This window comes from Gottfriedia endophytica (assembly GCF_017814275.1).
In the GTDB taxonomy this organism is placed as follows: Bacteria; Bacillota; Bacilli; order Bacillales; family Bacillaceae_G; genus Gottfriedia; species Gottfriedia endophytica.
Genome location: NZ_JAGIYQ010000003.1, coordinates 170,642 through 186,253, shown reverse-complemented (window position 1 = coordinate 186,253; position 15,612 = coordinate 170,642). Strand labels below are relative to the sequence as shown.

The following is a 15,612-nucleotide window of genomic DNA, read 5'->3' as shown; positions in this document are numbered from 1 at the left end:
TCTCAAACCAACTCATTTCATTCAACCTTTTAATCATGTGAATTAAAGCAATCCAAAACTAAAAACTTCTCTGAAGTTCATCTAGTATTTGTGGGGCTACATCGATTACCTTCTCATAATAATATGTATCTTTCTCGATCGTTTGAATAAATAATTTTTTTCCTTTTGAAACAATAAATACACTGGGTATAAGATTCATATTCCCACCTTTTATTTTAGATTCAAGCACGCCTAATATAATTGTGTAAACTGGGATAATAGAAATTCCATGCTGTAGCGTCTTCCACTCACCAATATTCACATTCGAATTTGCAAATCGAAATAATTCTTCCTCGATCAGTTTAGATAAATCTTTTTTCCTATACACTCTAACTGTTCTCCTCATCAAACAAAAAATTTATCGTTCCAATTAAGTAAACTTATAGTAGTGGTATTCCCACTGCACTATAGAAAAAATAATCAATATAACAGTTTTTACCAATTAGAAACTAATCCATACATCCCAGTTATTAATCTTTAGCTGTTTTCGTATACATCGTTGCTATTTTAGTATATGTGTTAGTTGATTTCCACTCCAGGATGCTCGCTTTCCTTGGGGCGTGAGCTGAGCCTCATCGTCGCTATCGCTCCTGTAGGGTCTCAGCCTTCCCGCATCTCCCACAGAAGCCTGGGCAACCTTCCGTTCCAATCAACTTCTGTCTTTTAAAATACAAAACTTAAAAATAACAATCTTTAAAAAGAGACTAATCTATAAATCTATTTATTGTTATTTCCATTAAGAGGGTTTGCTGAATCAATCGGGGTATTACTACCCTTTAGTGTAGGGTAATTAGGTAAATTTGCCTGAAAATTAAAATTTCTCTTTACCTTTGTAGCGTTTTCATGCAGAATAAAATTAAGATAAAATTAAGATAATCTTAAAATTATTGGTTTAGGAGAATTGCCCATGAAAATTGCAGAAGCAGGAAATATAATTGAGTTTAAACAAGGTCTAAAAGGAAGAGTTCAAAAAGTTAATAAAAACTCTGTAATTGTAGATATCACAATTATGGATAACTTTCGCGATTTGGAGATGGAGCCATTAACAGTTGTAAACCATAAAAATTATAAAATCTTGAAAGTCTAATAATAAAGACCAAAGTCCCGTAAATGACACGGGACTTTTTATTTTTGTTAAAATATGTACAGACAAAATTCATTATTTAAAAATCATTTTCTTTCTTGATCTAATTCTTTTAATGACTTTACTTTATCATGAGGCTGTTGGTTCGTTTTCCGTTCGTTCCAACTACGCTCTCTTTCATGCTTAGATTTTGACATGGTATCACTCCTTACGAAAAATTATTAAACCATAGTGCTATTGTTTCAATTAGTTAAAAATAATATTCGAAATAATTTATTTTACATTTGGCTTACCACATTTTAGAATTAATCCTGCGGGAAAAAATTCTCTTTATTCTATTATAGTTATTTTCGTTTGTTACATCGTACATAATTACTCATATTTTTTGAAAGGAAGGTATTGAATGAGTTTCTTAACAAAATTTAGCTTAAAAAATTCCGTAGCCGTTTTTATCATCTCATTCTTATTAATTTTAGGAGGGTTATATTCTTATTCAAAGTTAAAAGTGGATTTATTACCAAACGTTGAATTCCCTCAGATTTCTGTACAAGTCGTATATCCTGGAGCTTCACCAACGGATATTAATGACGAAGTTACTTCAAAACTTGAAGATTCCTTTAAAGGAATAGAAGGAATAAAAAAACTAGCAAGCTCATCTTTAGATGGTGTCTCAATCATCAATCTAGAATTTCCATTTGATACCGATATGGATAAAGTTGAGCAAACAATTAACGACTCCATTAAAAATGCAAAATTACCTGATAAAGTTACTACAAAAGTTAATCGTTTTTCATTTGGAACATTCCCTATTTATTACCTCTCAATGTTCTCTAAAAATGGGACTGATCTTGAGAAAGAATTAAATGATGAGATTGTTCCAGCTTTAAACAAAATTGACGGTGTTAATAGTGTCACTGTTGGTGGCGGTAAAGAACAACTTTTATCTATCAACGTTGATAAGGACAAAGCAAATAAACTTGGATTATCTTTAAATGCGATCAATGATGCGATTAATTCAAATTTCCTTTCTTTTCCAGCTGGCAAAATAACGGATCAGGATATTACAATACCTGTTCGAGTTGAAGAAAAATTAGATACAATTGAAAAATTAAAAAACCTTGAGCTTCAGCCTAGTTCATTTGGCTCTACTGCTCAAGCTCAAAATCCAATGAATCAACATGGAAACTCTTTTAGTAAATCAAATCTAACGCCAGTTTCGAAAGGAATCACTTTAGGTGACATTGCTACAATTAAATCCGTTTCCGAAAAATCTGAGTTAATACGGTACAATGACAAAGATGCAATTTCTTTAGCGATTACGAAAAAACAAGATGCCAATACAGTTCAAGTAGCGGATCAAGTAATTAAAACTTTAAATAAATATAAAAATGATGTTTCATATAATGTAGGCTTTAGTTCTGCAGATGGAATAAAGCAGTCTGTTGATTCATTAATTAGAGAAGGCTTACTAGGTGCTCTTTTTGCATCATTAGCCGTACTTTTATTTTTACGAAACATTCGTGCAACTGTAATTGCGATTGTTTCGATTCCACTTTCAATATTAATTGCTACGATCTTTTTAAATCGTCTAAATATTAGTTTGAATATTATGACCTTAGGTGGAATGGCCGTAGCTGTTGGTAGAGTAGTAGACGATAGTATAGTTGTAATTGAAAATATTTTTAGGAATGTCCGAAAATCAAAGACAGGTATTACCAACGAATTAATCCTAAGTTCAACAAAAGAGATTTTAAAAGCAATCACCTCCTCAACGATTACAACTGTTGTGGTTTTCTTACCATTAGGATTAGTTGGAGGGATAACAAGTAAGTTCTTTTTACCTTTTGCTTTAACAATTGTATTTTCATTATTAGCTTCTTTATTAGTCGCTATAACAGTCGTACCGATACTTGCACGATTCTCATTTAAAAAAGTACCACCTGAAGAGAACGAAGGCGCTCTACAACGTTTTTATGGTCGAATCATTGAAAAATCTTTAAATCTAAAGTGGGTTGTCATCTTAGTATCTGTTGTCTTATTAGTAGGAGCATTCTCATTAGTAGGAAGATTAGGTTTTACATTTATTCCGAATGAATCTTCAAAATCGATTATTGCATCATTAGAATTACCATCTTCTACTTCAATTGATAAAACAAATGCTGTTTCATTGAAGCTTGAAAAAATGTTATTAGACGATACAGCAGTTAAAGAAGTTTCAACCGGGGTTGGTAGCCGTGATTTCCAAACTGGACTTAAAGTCGAAAACAAAGCAAGTTATTTTATTAACTTAAAAAATGCAAAAGATGTTGATTCTTTTATAAAAAGAGCTCAAAAGAATATGCAAGAAATTGCAACTTCAGAAGTAAAAGGAGCTAAAGTTGGAATCCAAGAAAACTCTTCTGGGGGACCACCAACAAATAATACAGTTGATATTGACTTGTATTCAAATGATTTAAATGCCCTTCAAGATTCAGCTAAAAAAGTTGAAGACTACATGAATAAGAATAAAGACTTAAAATACGTTACGAATAATTTCTCTGACAAACAACGTCAGTTAGTTATTAAAATTGATGAGAAAAAAGCTACTGAAAACGGAATAGCTGCTGGTCAAATTTTAGGAACGATCGCTGATCAAACGAATCCTATTAATATGGGTACATTGAAAATTGATGGAAAAGACCAACAAGTACAGCTAACCTATAATAAAAAATTATCTTCCGTTGATGATGTTAAAAATGTTATCCTTTTTGGTAAAAATGGCCCAGTCAAATTAACCGATGTTGCTGATGTACAGGATTTAGATACATTCACATCGATTCAAAAACTTGATGGGAAAGTGTATGCTTCTGTCTCAGCACAGATTAAAGGAAATAATATCGCTAAGGTTTCTAAAGATGTAATTGATGGAGTTCAAAAAAATATTAAGCTACCTTCAAGTGTTTCATTACAAGGCGGAGGCGGAAGTGATGACACAATGCAAACATTTAAAGATTTAGGTGTTGCAATGGGCGTCGCAATTGGTCTTGTCTATTTAACAATGTTAATAACTTTTGGAAAAGCTAGAATACCATTTATTATTCTATCTGCATTAGTATTCGTTCCAATCGGTTCTTTCATTGCACTATCATTATCAGGAGAACCATTATCGATCAGTGTTATGATTGGATTACTAATGCTTATAGGAATCGTTACAACAAATGCTATTGTCCTTGTAGATCGAATTGGGCAAAACATGGAGGAAAAACATTTACCTCTCCGTGAAGCAATTATTGAGGGTGGTAAAACACGTTTAAGACCGATTCTAATGACGGCTTTTGCCACAATCGCTGCATTAATACCTTTAGCATTAACGAAATCTTCTGGGACGCTAATTTCGAAAGGTCTGGCTATTACGGTTATCGGTGGATTGACATCATCTACCTTGTTAACATTAATTTTCATCCCAGTTGTATATGAATTATTTTTTGCACGTAGTGAAAGAAAAAGAACAAAAAATTAATTGAATATGAATCGACAATAACCCCTTCAAAATGAAGGGGTTTTGTTTCTATAGCTATAGAATTACAAATTATAAACTTTGATCGTCTACTTTATCTAACCATTCTTTTACAGGTTGAAGCGTTTTTTGTATACACCCTTCTTCAAAAGGTGATTCTAAATTAGCTTCTTTTACTAGATTTAAGAATGACTGACTTCCACCTTGTTTACATAAATGTAGATAGTCTGCCCATGCATTATCACGATTCTCATGCATTTTGTTCCAAAATTGTAATGCACAAATTTGAGCTAGAGTGTAATCAATATAATAGAAAGGAGTTGAATAAATATGGCCTTGACGTTGCCATAATCCACCTTTTTCTAAATACTCATTACCATCATTCACACGGTAAGGTAAATATTTCTCTTCAATCTTCTTCCATAAGCTATGACGCTCTTCAGGACTAATATCTGGATTTTCATAAATAGCGTGCTGGAATTCGTCTACGGCTACTCCATAACTAATAAATGTCACTGCACTACTTAAATGTGTAAAATAATATTTCTGAGTATCTTCTTTAAAGAATTTTTCTTGCCAAGGCCATGTGAAGAACTCCATACTCATTGAATGAATCTCACAAGCTTCATATGTTGGCCATAAGTACTCAGGGATATTAAATCGGCGACTTTCATACACTTGGAATGCATGACCTGCTTCATGTGTTAACACGTCAATGTCACCAGAAGTTCCATTAAAGTTAGAGAAAATATAAGGCGCTCGATGATTTGGGATATATGTACAATATCCCCCACCTGATTTCCCTTCCTTCGCTACTAAATCAAGTAAGTTTTCATCAATCATAAAATTAATAAACTCACTTGTTTCAGGAGAAAGTTCCTCATACATCGCTTTACCATTTTCAATAATCCACTCCGGACTTCCTTTTGGCGCGGCATTCCCTGTTAAGAATTCAAAATTATTGTTATAGTAAGCAAGCTCATTTTCACCAATACGTTTTGCTTGACGATTTCTAAGCTCAGTCGTAATTGGAACAAGCACATCATATACTTGATCTCTAAATTTCTTAACATCAGCAGCGTTATAGTCTGTTCTTAGTAAACGTGCATAAGCAAGTTCAGTGAAATTTGAAAAACCTAGCTTTTTAGCAATCTCTGTTCTGAGCTTAACTAATTGATCAAAAATAGAATCGAACTTTTCTTGATTTTGTTCAAAATAAGAAAAATATGTATCAAATGCGGCTTTTCTTGTTTCACTATCTTGATCTTCAAAATAAGCAGAAATTTGAGCTAATGTTTTCTCTTCACCTTTAAAAGGTAATTTTGCAGCGGCAACTAACTTATCATATTCAGTTTTTAATTTATTTTCTTTTTGCAGACTTGGGATTACTTCTTCACTTAATACTTTTATTTCACTTTCTGCTATAGCAAACAATTGAGTTCCATATTTCTCTTCTAATTTTTCTTTAAATGGTGAGTTTAGAAGAGCTTTATAAAATTGTTGTCCTAATGATTGAATGATTGGTCCATTCTCATCAAAAAAGTTTTGCTCCTCTTCATAAAATTTGTCTCTCGTATCAATAGTATGACGAATCTCAACTAGAGTTTGCATTGTTAAAAATTCATTACGAATTTCGTTAATTTCATTCATTGCGATTTCTTGCTCATATACTGTTGAAGCATCAAAAAATTGTTGAAGATATTTTTTCAAATTAGCTTCGATCGTTTTCATGTTCGGTCTACTATACTTGTAATCTTGAAATGGCATATTAATACCTCCCTTTCCATTTATTATAATTATATCAGATTTTTCATACTAAATAACCAAATTATGTAGTTAATTCCGAATTTTAAGAATTAAATAAATGAAATTTACTTTTATTTTCTATAAAAATATATCAAACTTCACCGATACTTTATTATATAGGACTATTTTGAGGTTTGAAAAAATGATACTAATTTACCTTTTCCATTTTCTGCACACTAAATACAATGAAGGGAGAAGATTTGACATTTTTTCACAAACTTTAACAAAAATCTCATCTAACGGATCACGTACATAGTCAAAGTATATAGAGAAAGGAATTTCGGGGGACATGGATAAAAGTTCAGTAATAGGATTACTATTAGGATTTATAGCAGTTGGCGTTGGAATGGTATTGAAGGGAGTTTCTCCTTCTGTATTGGTAAACCCTGCAGCTATTTTAATTATTCTTGTAGGTACACTAGCAGCAATCTGTATTGCATTTCCTTTAAGTGAATTAAAGAGAATTCCAAAACTATTAAGAATAATTTTCGGGAAAGAAGAGAAAGAAAGCCTTTTAGATGTCATTCATTTATTCTCTGAATTAGCTGTCATAGCTAGAAGAGATGGATTACTTGCACTTGAAGCAAAGCTATCTGAGGTTGAAGATCCTTTCTTAAAGTCAGGATTAACATTAGCAATCGATGGACAAGCCCCTGAATATATTAGGGATGTTTTAGAAGAAGAGATAGATGCTATGCAGGAAAGACACAATTCCGGAGCATTGATATTCTCTCAAGCAGGAACATATGCACCAACTTTAGGTGTTTTAGGAGCGGTAATTGGACTTATAGCGGCACTTGGTAATTTAAGTGATACAAATTTATTAGGACATGCAATTGCAGCTGCGTTTGTTGCTACAATGATGGGTATTTTTACAGGTTATGTTTTATGGCATCCTTTTGCAAACAAACTAAAGCGTAAATCACATGGTGAAATTAAGCGTAAAGAAATTATGATAGAAGGTATTTTATCTATTTTAGAAGGTCAACCTCCTCGTTTAATTGAGTCAAAACTAGCTGTTTATTTACCAATAAAAGAAAGATCACTAATCAATTCTGCTGGAGAGAAGTTAGATGAGTAGAAAAAGAAAAAAAAATAAGCACAATGATGAGCATATGGATGAGAGTTGGTTAATACCTTACGCTGATCTACTAACATTGTTATTGGCTTTATTCATTGTTTTATTTGCATCTAGTTCAGTTGACTCAACAAAATTCAAACAAATTTCTGAGTCATTTGAAACAATCTTTAATGGCGGATATGGTGTAATGAATTTTCCAAGTGAGACACCTCCACTAAATGCAACGAATCCACCTACAAAAAATGATCAAAAACATCGAAATAATATTGGAAGTGGAAATATTGATCAAAAGGCATTAAAAGAGATGCAAGCCCAGGTTAATCAATATATTAAAGCAAAAAATCTGAGTGGTAACTTAAAAACAAATTTATCAGACGAAGGATTATTGATCACTATTACAAATGATGTATTATTCGATTCAGGAAGTGCTATTGTAAAACCAGAAGAAAAAAATATAGCAAAGCAAATTTCAAACATGTTAGTTTCTAATCCTCCATTTAATGTAATCGTAAGTGGTCATACAGATAATATCCCAATAAAAAATGATTTATTTCAATCAAACTGGGATTTAAGTGTATCTCGTGCTGTTAACTTTATGAAAGTCTTATTGGAAAATAATCAACTTAAGCCACAGTTATTCAGTGCAAAAGGCTACGGAGAATTCAAACCGATTGCTAGTAATAATACTCCTACGGGCCGTGCAAAAAATCGTCGTGTTGAAATATTCGTACAACCTAATCATAAGAATACGATTCTACAATAAAGAGAATGGGCTTAGCCCATTCTCTTTATTGTTTTTCTATTCATGAAATCCAATTTTCTTTAATAAGTGAATTAAGAAACTTTTTTCTTCTGTCGTTAAATCACTCATTTGTTCATGAAGAATTAATTCATGACTTGGAAAAATTTCTTTCATTAGATTCACACCATCGTCCGTTAACTGAGCATAAATTACGCGTCGATCACTTAAACATTGTTGACGATTTACTAGTCCTTTTTGCTCAAGTTTATCTACAACATATGTTATACTTCCACTTGCAATTAATATTTTTTCCCCGATTAATTGTAATGGTTGTTTGCCTTTATGAAACAATAATTCTAATACAGCAAATTCAGTTGGATTCAACTTATATTGCGCAATAGATTTATTCGATAAATCTGTCAACTTACGATAAACTCTTGATAATACCACAAAGAGTTTTAAAGAAAGCTCAACATCTTGGCGCTCATTTTTTTCCATCATAACACCCTCTAGTTTTATCCAATCTTTTTGTTACTATTTTTAATTATAGAATGGATAAAAATACCCGTCAATGCATAGGAATTTTTATTTTTATTTAGGCACTGTTAAATAAGATTGTTGATTTGGATTAAGTGAACCTTCCATCAATGAGGTTTTTTTTATCCCCCACTGATAGTTAGCCCACCCAATTGGCCTCATCTTTATAATTTATCAACAATTATCTTTAACAGTGTTTTTATTAAAGGGAATTATTTTTTATAATAGTAAGCTTTATTTTTAACTGACAAAGTTTCCTTTTGATAATGTACTATTAAATTATCAAGCTCTTGACTAATTTCCACTGTCTTCTTCTCTGATAATCCACTAGTTTCTGCGTAGTAAATCATTTCATCTCTCTTTAATGATATACTTATAAGCAGTTCTCTAAGTTGTGAATCATCCATCATCATAAGCCCCTTTCAAGGTTAAAATTTGACTATTTTTTCAATGGTGTAGAATGCTCACTTTTTTATCATTAGTTCTTGTTAAGTTTATATCGTGATATTCCTCTAAATTCGCTCCACTTCCACGGAAGAACTGCTTATTTAGAGCCAATTATTTTTACTACTTAGTAATTAATTTTTATTACTTAGTAATTAATTTTTTCCACACATTTATCTATCGGTAAATCTGACTATTTCTCTAGTAGTTTTTAAACTTTTTTATCTCTTTTTTATCCAATCCATATCATATTTACTATTTAACATATATTAAACTCTATAAAAGTTAGCTACATTGAATTGGATTGTAGTAAAAATACTCAATTTTATTATATAGCTTACTTCTAATTTCCTACTATTTGATTAACTGCACAGACAAGTTATCAACCCCAGCATATTCTAATGATATATGGTAAGTTCAAGTTAGGATAATTGAAATCTACCATGTCAAACTAACATTTTCATTAAAATCAGTTAGTTTATTTTAAACAAAGGAGTTGATTTTGTGTATAACCGTCCTTCAAAGTCAACAAATGACCCAAATGATCCAAACAATCCTTACAACCCGCACAATCCTTACGATCCATACAACAATATAAACAACCAAAACAGACCTCCCTACTCTAATTCAAACGAATCGATTAGTAAGAAACGGGGTTGTGGATGTGGAAACAGAAGAGTTTAAAGTGAAACTTCCATTGATAGGGGGTTCTACTTCATCATTTACGATTAGTTAAAATCATCGAAATTAACGGGCAATTATCCGCTTTTTATCTTCTTTGCCTCTTTCAATTTTGAGATGGGAGTCTTCCTACCTGTTAATTCACATTTTACTTTTTTGCTTTTCCGCGTAAATAATATAGTCTATATTACTAAAAAGCTGACATTTTCTAATTGTCAGCTTTTTTATAGTGTTCATTCCTAATTACTAGTTTTTTATATAAAGCTTTGTTAACTACATTGTTGATATTCACCGGAATCTTCTCTAAACTGTCTATTTTTGGGTTCATTTAAACATAATCCTAAAACAAAAAACCTCATGAGTTTGTCATGAGGTTTTTCTTTATAAAGCTTTTATCTTCTGTCCTTGAATCATAAGCATTTTAACATGATAACTAATTAAAAACTCAATCCCCTCTAACCATTTTTTAGTTTCCAGAGGTGTTCTTCCCCAAACTGTTATTCCATGATTTCTAACAAGTACAGCACCAAAATCATGACAGATATGAGGTGTATATGCTTTGACGAATTGAGCCATATCCGTAGCATTCTCAATGATTGGTATCGTTAATAGATTATCAAAAGAACCAGTTAATATATGAATCATTTCGTTGTTTTGTAATACAACTTTCCCTTCATCACCATACAATTCTGAAATAATATTATTATCAACTGTATGAACATGTAATACGCACTTTGCAGCAGTTCGTTCATATATATTTGCGTGAATCAACGTTTCAAGTGATGGACTTAATTCTGTATCAAAAACAGGTACACCTTTTTCATTCACTACTATAAATTCTTCATCACATCGGTCACGTTTATCCTTTTCATCTGCCGTCACAAGAAATAATAGTGGATCATCTGAAATTTTCATAGAAAGATTACCACTTGTACCATAAAACCAGTCACGTTTTGCTAAGTCACATTTGATATAAGCTAATTTTTTCCATTGCTCTAAAAACAAACTCATTGCTAGCACCTCCATGTAGTATGTTTATCTATATACGGATCATTAAACTTCAAAATATTCTTAAAATTTAATTAAATTATGTCACGGTGCACTTTTAATGTCAATAGTCATCCCCCTATGGACACATCTAGTTTCTCAACATATTTTTTCTAATTTCAACGTAAGGTGACATTCTTCCATTATTGGTATTTTAAATTGTACTTTGTTTTATAGAAAACGCTTTCTATTTATTGGTTTCCTTCCACATCTATTCTTTTTTCATTCAAATCATGTCGAACGATTATTATTAATCTTACATATTTTTTCTAATTATTTGGCTGTTATCGTATACATTGTTACTATTTTAGAATGCGTTAGTTGATTACACCCTGTTCCCTATTTCCTGTTCCCTATTAAAGAGTGGTATCAGGAGATTTCATTCAAATTTTCTCATTAGCCTTAAATATGATAAAATACGGTGAAAATAACATATAGAAATAGAGGAATTAAAATGAAAGTAGTATTAGCAACTTTAAATGCCAAATACATTCATACAAATATAGGCATTCGATATTTAAAAGCTCATGCACAACCTGAGTACAACCCCGAACTTGCAGAATATACGATTAAAGATCCAAGCTTAAATATCATTACTGACCTATATAAACGTAAACCAAAAGTGTTAGGTTTCAGTTGTTACATTTGGAACATTGAAGAAACAATTGAAGTCATTCAATTGTATAAAAAGATTGATCCAAATGTAGTCATCATTGTTGGCGGACCCGAAGTAAGCTATGATGTTCAATATTGGTTAGACCGTGCCTTAGAAATTGATTTCGTTGTAATCGGTGAAGGCGAAATCACATTTAAAAAACTTTTAAAAGCAATTGAAACAACCAATGATTTCAGCAACATAGGTGGAATCGGATTCCGACAGGATGGTAAAAATATCATTCGCCCACAGGTTGAAAAGATCGATTTAACAACGCTACCTTCTCCATATCGTTTTGAAGAAGATCTTCCTGAACTGAGTAATAGAATTCAATATATTGAGACCAGTCGTGGTTGTCCATTTAGTTGCCAATTTTGCCTATCTTCAATTGAAGTTGGCGTTAGATATTTTAATCGAGAAGTTATTAAAGATGATATTCGATATATGATGGCAAAAGGTGCAAGGGTCTTTAAATTTGTTGACAGAACCTTTAATATTAGCAGAAGCTATGCGATGGACATGTTTCAATTTTTAATTGATGAACATGTTGAAGGCACTGTATTTCAATTTGAAATTACAGGAGACATCATGCGACCAGAAGTCATTCAGTTTTTAAACGAAAATGCTCCAAAAGGACTATTCCGCTTTGAAATAGGTGTTCAATCAACAAATGAAGAAACAAATGAACTCGTTCAACGTAGACAAAACTTCGAAAAACTCTCTCGTACGGTTAATCTTGTAAGAGAAGGAAACAAAATTGATCAACATCTAGATTTAATCGCAGGACTTCCAGAGGAGGATTACCATTCATTCAGAAAAACATTTAATGATGTTTTCGCACTAAAACCTGAGGAATTGCAATTAGGATTTTTAAAAATGCTCCGTGGAACAGGAGTTCGATTACGTGCAAAAGAACATGACTATGCGTACATGGATTATGCTCCTTATGAAATACTAGGAAATAACATTCTTCCATTTGAAGATATTGTTCGGATTAAACAAGTTGAGGATGTACTTGAAAAATACTGGAATGACCATAGAATGGATAATACTTTAGAATATATAATAAATGAAGTGTTTGAAACGCCGTTTGACTTTTTCCAATTATTTGGTTCGTATTGGGAGGAACAAGGCTGGTCTAGAATTGGTCACCAACTAGAAGATTTATTCAAACGATTATTCAGCTTTTTAACAAATAATGAAAAAACCGATCTTTCCGTTACGAAAGATTTAATGAAACTTGATTATTTTTTAAATCATAAATACAAACCTAGAAAACCTTGGTGGGATGAAGTGTCTGAAAAAGACTTCGCAAAAGAACTGTATAAGCAAATTATTACGACACCTGAAAGTGTAAGCGAAGATTTTGTTAAACTATCATTAAGTGAAAAAGATTTAAATAAACATACTATTATCGAACCAATCGGGTTTGATATTGATGAATATTTAGAAAATAACACAATCAAGCAAGGTCAATATGCAATGTTAATTTACTTCTCACCTAAAGAATTAAAACCTAGCTTTTTTACGATTGCAATATAATAAAAATAAGTAAGGACTGACGAAATATAGTCAGTCTTTTTCTTTTAGACTGTTTTCGTAAACTTTGATGCAATTTAAGAATGCGTTAAGTTGATTTCCTCTCCAAGAACTCGCTTTCCGTGGGGCGTGCGGTGATCCTCCTCGTCGCTATCGTTCCTGCGGGGTCTCACCTGTCCCGCTGCTCCCACAGGAGTCTCGCACCTTCCGTTCCAATCAACTTCTTTATCATCAGTTTTCTTTAAGAAAATGTTTTTATAACAACAATCTTTTAGAAAAACCTTCTTTTATTGAAAACTTAATCCTTTATCATAAACTTTTGACTACTGGTAAAAAATAAGAAATGGAAAGGTGGCGATTTTTATGAAAAAGAAAGACAGTATTAAGAACGACTCTCCAATTCTAGACGAAACACTGCCTCACATTTCAAATTTTCCTTCTTTTAAAAATAGTGGCATAAAGATGGAAAAACCTTTTGTTAATAAACATGGAGTAGTAATCGGAGATAGCATGTATAACTCAAAGGAATCTCCACTTAATAACTGGTCAGTGGATGTTGATCCTTCTATTATGGCTGGTGATGAGTGGATTCACCCTACGAATGATATTGGATGGGCAACAGAAGAAAACACTCAATTGCTGGAAGGGGAAAAAAGAGAGCCTTCTAAACAATTCATGCATCCCCAAAAAGAAACAAGAGATTAACAACTATTTTACTCAAAAAGTGGAATCGTTATCTCATTTATATATTGTGTAATTAATAAATGAAGTTGTGCTCGATGATGATAAAAATGTGCAACTATTTGAACTAACCACTCAAATCGAGAATAAGAAGCTCCCCAGTATGAAGTTTTTATCTCGAACAACTCACTTTCAGTATAATTTAAATATTGTTGATGCAGAGTATGGATGTTATTTGTTAATAGTTCCTGTAAGTCCCTTATCGTGTAACATCTAATCGAATTGTAATATTGCTCCATTTCATATTGAGTTGAACCTTCAATAATTTTCAAATCAGCTCCAATGCATTCACATTGATGTTGTGCTAGTTCTCCAATAGACCTCTTACCTTCTATTGGTCTTAGATTTAAATTTTCTTCATTCAAATAGTTAAGTAATACTTTTACACTTTCAACGGCAACGTTTAATTGATTCAATACTTCTTCGACATACACCATTTTCACCCCATTTAAAAGAACAGCTGTCATCAGGCAACTGTTCTTTTAGTTTACTAAATTTTCACTCTTGTTTAAATAGTTCTAAGTTAGCTGACTTTCCTTTTAAAAGTAGATCCACCATTGTATTAGCTAATGCATAACTATAAACAGTTCCGTTTCCACCATACCCCATTAAAAAATAACAATTCGGAAATTCTTTGTATTCTTTAATCATAGGTTTTCCCGAATGGGTTCCACCAAAGATAGCACCCCACCCAAATTCAGCTTTTGCATTTTTATATTGAGGAAACAATTCCCCTAACTTTTGAAGTAATAATTCTTTTTTGTGAATTAGCATTGAGTTTCTTTTCTCTGGTATGATCGTAAACTCATCTAATCCACCGATAATAATTCTCTTATCCAAAGTCCTTCTTATATATAAATACGGACGAGCCGTCTCCCAAATTAAACAATTTTCAAACCATGCATTTTTCTCTATTATAGGATCAGTCGCTAAAGCAAACGATGTCGATAAAATGGCGTTTTTTTCCTTCTTTAAATCCATTGCTTCATAACCCGCAGCAATAATAACCTTTTTAGCATTTATTTTTTGCTTGTTTTTAGTAAATAAAGTCACTCCATCTTCCGTAGTGATTGAATTAACAATCTCAGTATCTTCATATATTTGAACTCCATTTTCTGAAGCATATTGAATTAATCCATTTACAAATTTAAAAGGATTAATTTCTGCATCGCCACCCGTATATAACGCACAGTCCTTTTCAAAATGAAACTTATTTTTTATATCTTCCTTTGTCAAAAATTGAACAGGAAAATGATTTTCAGCTAATGCTTCGTACTCTTTATTTATAAATTGTACATCTTCACTTGAACTAGCGTAGTAAAGACTACTTCTAGGTGTAAATTCAGGATCAATCGGTAACGTTTTCGACATCTTTTCTAAACCTTGAATAGCATCGGCACACATTCTGTAGAACCTAACTCCATTCTCATTACCAAAAGAATTAATAAACGAATGGAGTGGCTTATCATTCGAATATTGTAATAAACCTGTATTCCCACTTGTACTACCGTGGCCAATCTTTCTTTTATCTACTAAAACAACTTTTGCGTCAGATTGACTCAACAAATAAGCACTTTGCGATCCAGACGATCCACTTCCAATAATGAGAAAATCGCAAGAAATATCTTCATTTAATGGTTCGTATTTTTTAGTTTGATGTAATGTCGTTGGCCAATATAAATTTCCACCTATTAAATCCAAGCAGTCTCTCTCCTTCTTA

General features: G+C 32.1%; 14 protein-coding genes. 6 read left to right on the top strand and 8 right to left on the bottom strand.

Annotation, left to right across the window (positions count from 1 at the left end):
* Window positions 1-58 precede the first annotated feature (58 nt).
* The gene (locus J5Y03_RS05750) at window positions 59-367 is read right to left on the bottom strand and encodes a hypothetical protein (protein WP_209403469.1); all 309 of its coding nucleotides are present in this window, start codon (window positions 365-367) and stop codon (window positions 59-61) included.
* Window positions 368-946: 579 nt separating this feature from the next.
* Here J5Y03_RS05750 and J5Y03_RS05745 point away from each other — a divergent pair.
* Window positions 947-1,126 (top strand): YkvS family protein, encoded by a 180-nt coding sequence (locus J5Y03_RS05745; protein WP_209403467.1) that lies wholly within the window; start codon window positions 947-949, stop codon window positions 1,124-1,126.
* A gap of 83 nt (window positions 1,127-1,209) precedes the next feature.
* Here J5Y03_RS05745 and J5Y03_RS19800 read toward each other — a convergent pair whose 3' ends face one another.
* On the bottom strand, window positions 1,210-1,320 hold the full coding sequence (locus tag J5Y03_RS19800; protein ID WP_245208777.1) for a DUF6254 family protein: 111 nt from the start codon (window positions 1,318-1,320) through the stop codon (window positions 1,210-1,212).
* Window positions 1,321-1,526: 206 nt separating this feature from the next.
* Here J5Y03_RS19800 and J5Y03_RS05740 point away from each other — a divergent pair, with 206 nt between their 5' ends.
* Window positions 1,527-4,622, top strand: coding sequence for an efflux RND transporter permease subunit (locus J5Y03_RS05740; protein WP_209403465.1), 3,096 nt, complete (start codon window positions 1,527-1,529; stop codon window positions 4,620-4,622).
* Between the two features lie 69 nt (window positions 4,623-4,691).
* On the opposite strand, the gene J5Y03_RS05735 is transcribed toward J5Y03_RS05740, so the two are convergent.
* Window positions 4,692-6,386, bottom strand: coding sequence for a M3 family oligoendopeptidase (locus J5Y03_RS05735; protein WP_209403463.1), 1,695 nt, complete (start codon window positions 6,384-6,386; stop codon window positions 4,692-4,694).
* Between the two features lie 328 nt (window positions 6,387-6,714).
* On the opposite strand from J5Y03_RS05735, the gene motA reads away from it, so the two are divergent.
* Together motA and motB are read left to right on the top strand one after the other, a co-directional pair.
* On the top strand, window positions 6,715-7,506 hold the full coding sequence (gene motA, locus J5Y03_RS05730) for a flagellar motor stator protein MotA (RefSeq protein WP_209403461.1): 792 nt from the start codon (window positions 6,715-6,717) through the stop codon (window positions 7,504-7,506).
* Window positions 7,499-8,269, top strand: a complete 771-nt coding sequence (motB, locus tag J5Y03_RS05725; protein ID WP_209403459.1) for a flagellar motor protein MotB — start codon at window positions 7,499-7,501, stop codon at window positions 8,267-8,269. The genes motA and motB overlap by 8 nt, the downstream gene beginning before the upstream one ends.
* A gap of 36 nt (window positions 8,270-8,305) precedes the next feature.
* Here motB and J5Y03_RS05720 read toward each other — a convergent pair whose 3' ends face one another.
* The 3 genes from J5Y03_RS05720 to mtnB all read right to left on the bottom strand — a co-directional run bounded on the left by J5Y03_RS05720 (window position 8,306) and on the right by mtnB (window position 10,921).
* Window positions 8,306-8,749, bottom strand: coding sequence for a MarR family winged helix-turn-helix transcriptional regulator (locus J5Y03_RS05720; RefSeq protein WP_209403457.1), 444 nt, complete (start codon window positions 8,747-8,749; stop codon window positions 8,306-8,308).
* Between the two features lie 248 nt (window positions 8,750-8,997).
* The gene (locus J5Y03_RS05715) at window positions 8,998-9,192 is read right to left on the bottom strand and encodes an aspartyl-phosphate phosphatase Spo0E family protein (RefSeq protein WP_245208776.1); all 195 of its coding nucleotides are present in this window, start codon (window positions 9,190-9,192) and stop codon (window positions 8,998-9,000) included.
* 1,099 nt (window positions 9,193-10,291) lie between these two features.
* Window positions 10,292-10,921 carry a methylthioribulose 1-phosphate dehydratase gene (gene mtnB / locus J5Y03_RS05710; RefSeq protein ID WP_209403453.1) on the bottom strand — a complete coding sequence of 210 codons (630 nt, stop codon included), beginning with the start codon at window positions 10,919-10,921 and terminating at the stop codon, window positions 10,292-10,294.
* 490 nt (window positions 10,922-11,411) lie between these two features.
* On the opposite strand from mtnB, the gene J5Y03_RS05705 reads away from it, so the two are divergent.
* Together J5Y03_RS05705 and J5Y03_RS05700 are read left to right on the top strand one after the other, a co-directional pair.
* Window positions 11,412-13,154: a B12-binding domain-containing radical SAM protein gene (locus tag J5Y03_RS05705; RefSeq protein ID WP_209403451.1), complete on the top strand. Its 1,743-nt coding sequence runs from the start codon at window positions 11,412-11,414 to the stop codon at window positions 13,152-13,154.
* 360 nt (window positions 13,155-13,514) lie between these two features.
* The gene (locus tag J5Y03_RS05700) at window positions 13,515-13,856 is read left to right on the top strand and encodes a DUF3905 domain-containing protein (protein ID WP_209403449.1); all 342 of its coding nucleotides are present in this window, start codon (window positions 13,515-13,517) and stop codon (window positions 13,854-13,856) included.
* 8 nt (window positions 13,857-13,864) lie between these two features.
* On the opposite strand, the gene J5Y03_RS05695 is transcribed toward J5Y03_RS05700, so the two are convergent.
* Complete coding sequence (locus J5Y03_RS05695) at window positions 13,865-14,329, bottom strand: DinB family protein (protein ID WP_209403447.1); 465 nt, start codon at window positions 14,327-14,329, stop codon at window positions 13,865-13,867.
* Between the two features lie 61 nt (window positions 14,330-14,390).
* Entirely contained in the window at window positions 14,391-15,593 is a 1,203-nt protein-coding gene (locus J5Y03_RS05690) for an NAD(P)/FAD-dependent oxidoreductase (RefSeq protein WP_209403445.1), read from the bottom strand.
* Between the last annotated feature and the right edge of the window lie 19 nt (window positions 15,594-15,612).

Excerpts from the sequence above, each read along its gene's own strand:
- J5Y03_RS05700 (WP_209403449.1), top strand. The coding sequence starts at position 13,515 with ATGAAAAAGAAAGACAGTATTAAGAACGACTCTCCAATTCTAGACGAA.
- J5Y03_RS05695 (WP_209403447.1), bottom strand. The coding sequence starts at position 14,329 with ATGGTGTATGTCGAAGAAGTATTGAATCAATTAAACGTTGCCGTTGAA.
- motA (WP_209403461.1), top strand. The coding sequence starts at position 6,715 with ATGGATAAAAGTTCAGTAATAGGATTACTATTAGGATTTATAGCAGTT.
- motB (WP_209403459.1), top strand. The coding sequence starts at position 7,499 with ATGAGTAGAAAAAGAAAAAAAAATAAGCACAATGATGAGCATATGGAT.
- J5Y03_RS19800 (WP_245208777.1), bottom strand. The coding sequence starts at position 1,320 with ATGTCAAAATCTAAGCATGAAAGAGAGCGTAGTTGGAACGAACGGAAA.
- J5Y03_RS05705 (WP_209403451.1), top strand. The coding sequence starts at position 11,412 with ATGAAAGTAGTATTAGCAACTTTAAATGCCAAATACATTCATACAAAT.
- J5Y03_RS05745 (WP_209403467.1), top strand. The coding sequence starts at position 947 with ATGAAAATTGCAGAAGCAGGAAATATAATTGAGTTTAAACAAGGTCTA.
- J5Y03_RS05740 (WP_209403465.1), top strand. The coding sequence starts at position 1,527 with ATGAGTTTCTTAACAAAATTTAGCTTAAAAAATTCCGTAGCCGTTTTT.
- J5Y03_RS05720 (WP_209403457.1), bottom strand. The coding sequence starts at position 8,749 with ATGATGGAAAAAAATGAGCGCCAAGATGTTGAGCTTTCTTTAAAACTC.
- J5Y03_RS05735 (WP_209403463.1), bottom strand. The coding sequence starts at position 6,386 with ATGCCATTTCAAGATTACAAGTATAGTAGACCGAACATGAAAACGATC.
- J5Y03_RS05715 (WP_245208776.1), bottom strand. The coding sequence starts at position 9,192 with ATGGATGATTCACAACTTAGAGAACTGCTTATAAGTATATCATTAAAG.
- mtnB (WP_209403453.1), bottom strand. The coding sequence starts at position 10,921 with ATGAGTTTGTTTTTAGAGCAATGGAAAAAATTAGCTTATATCAAATGT.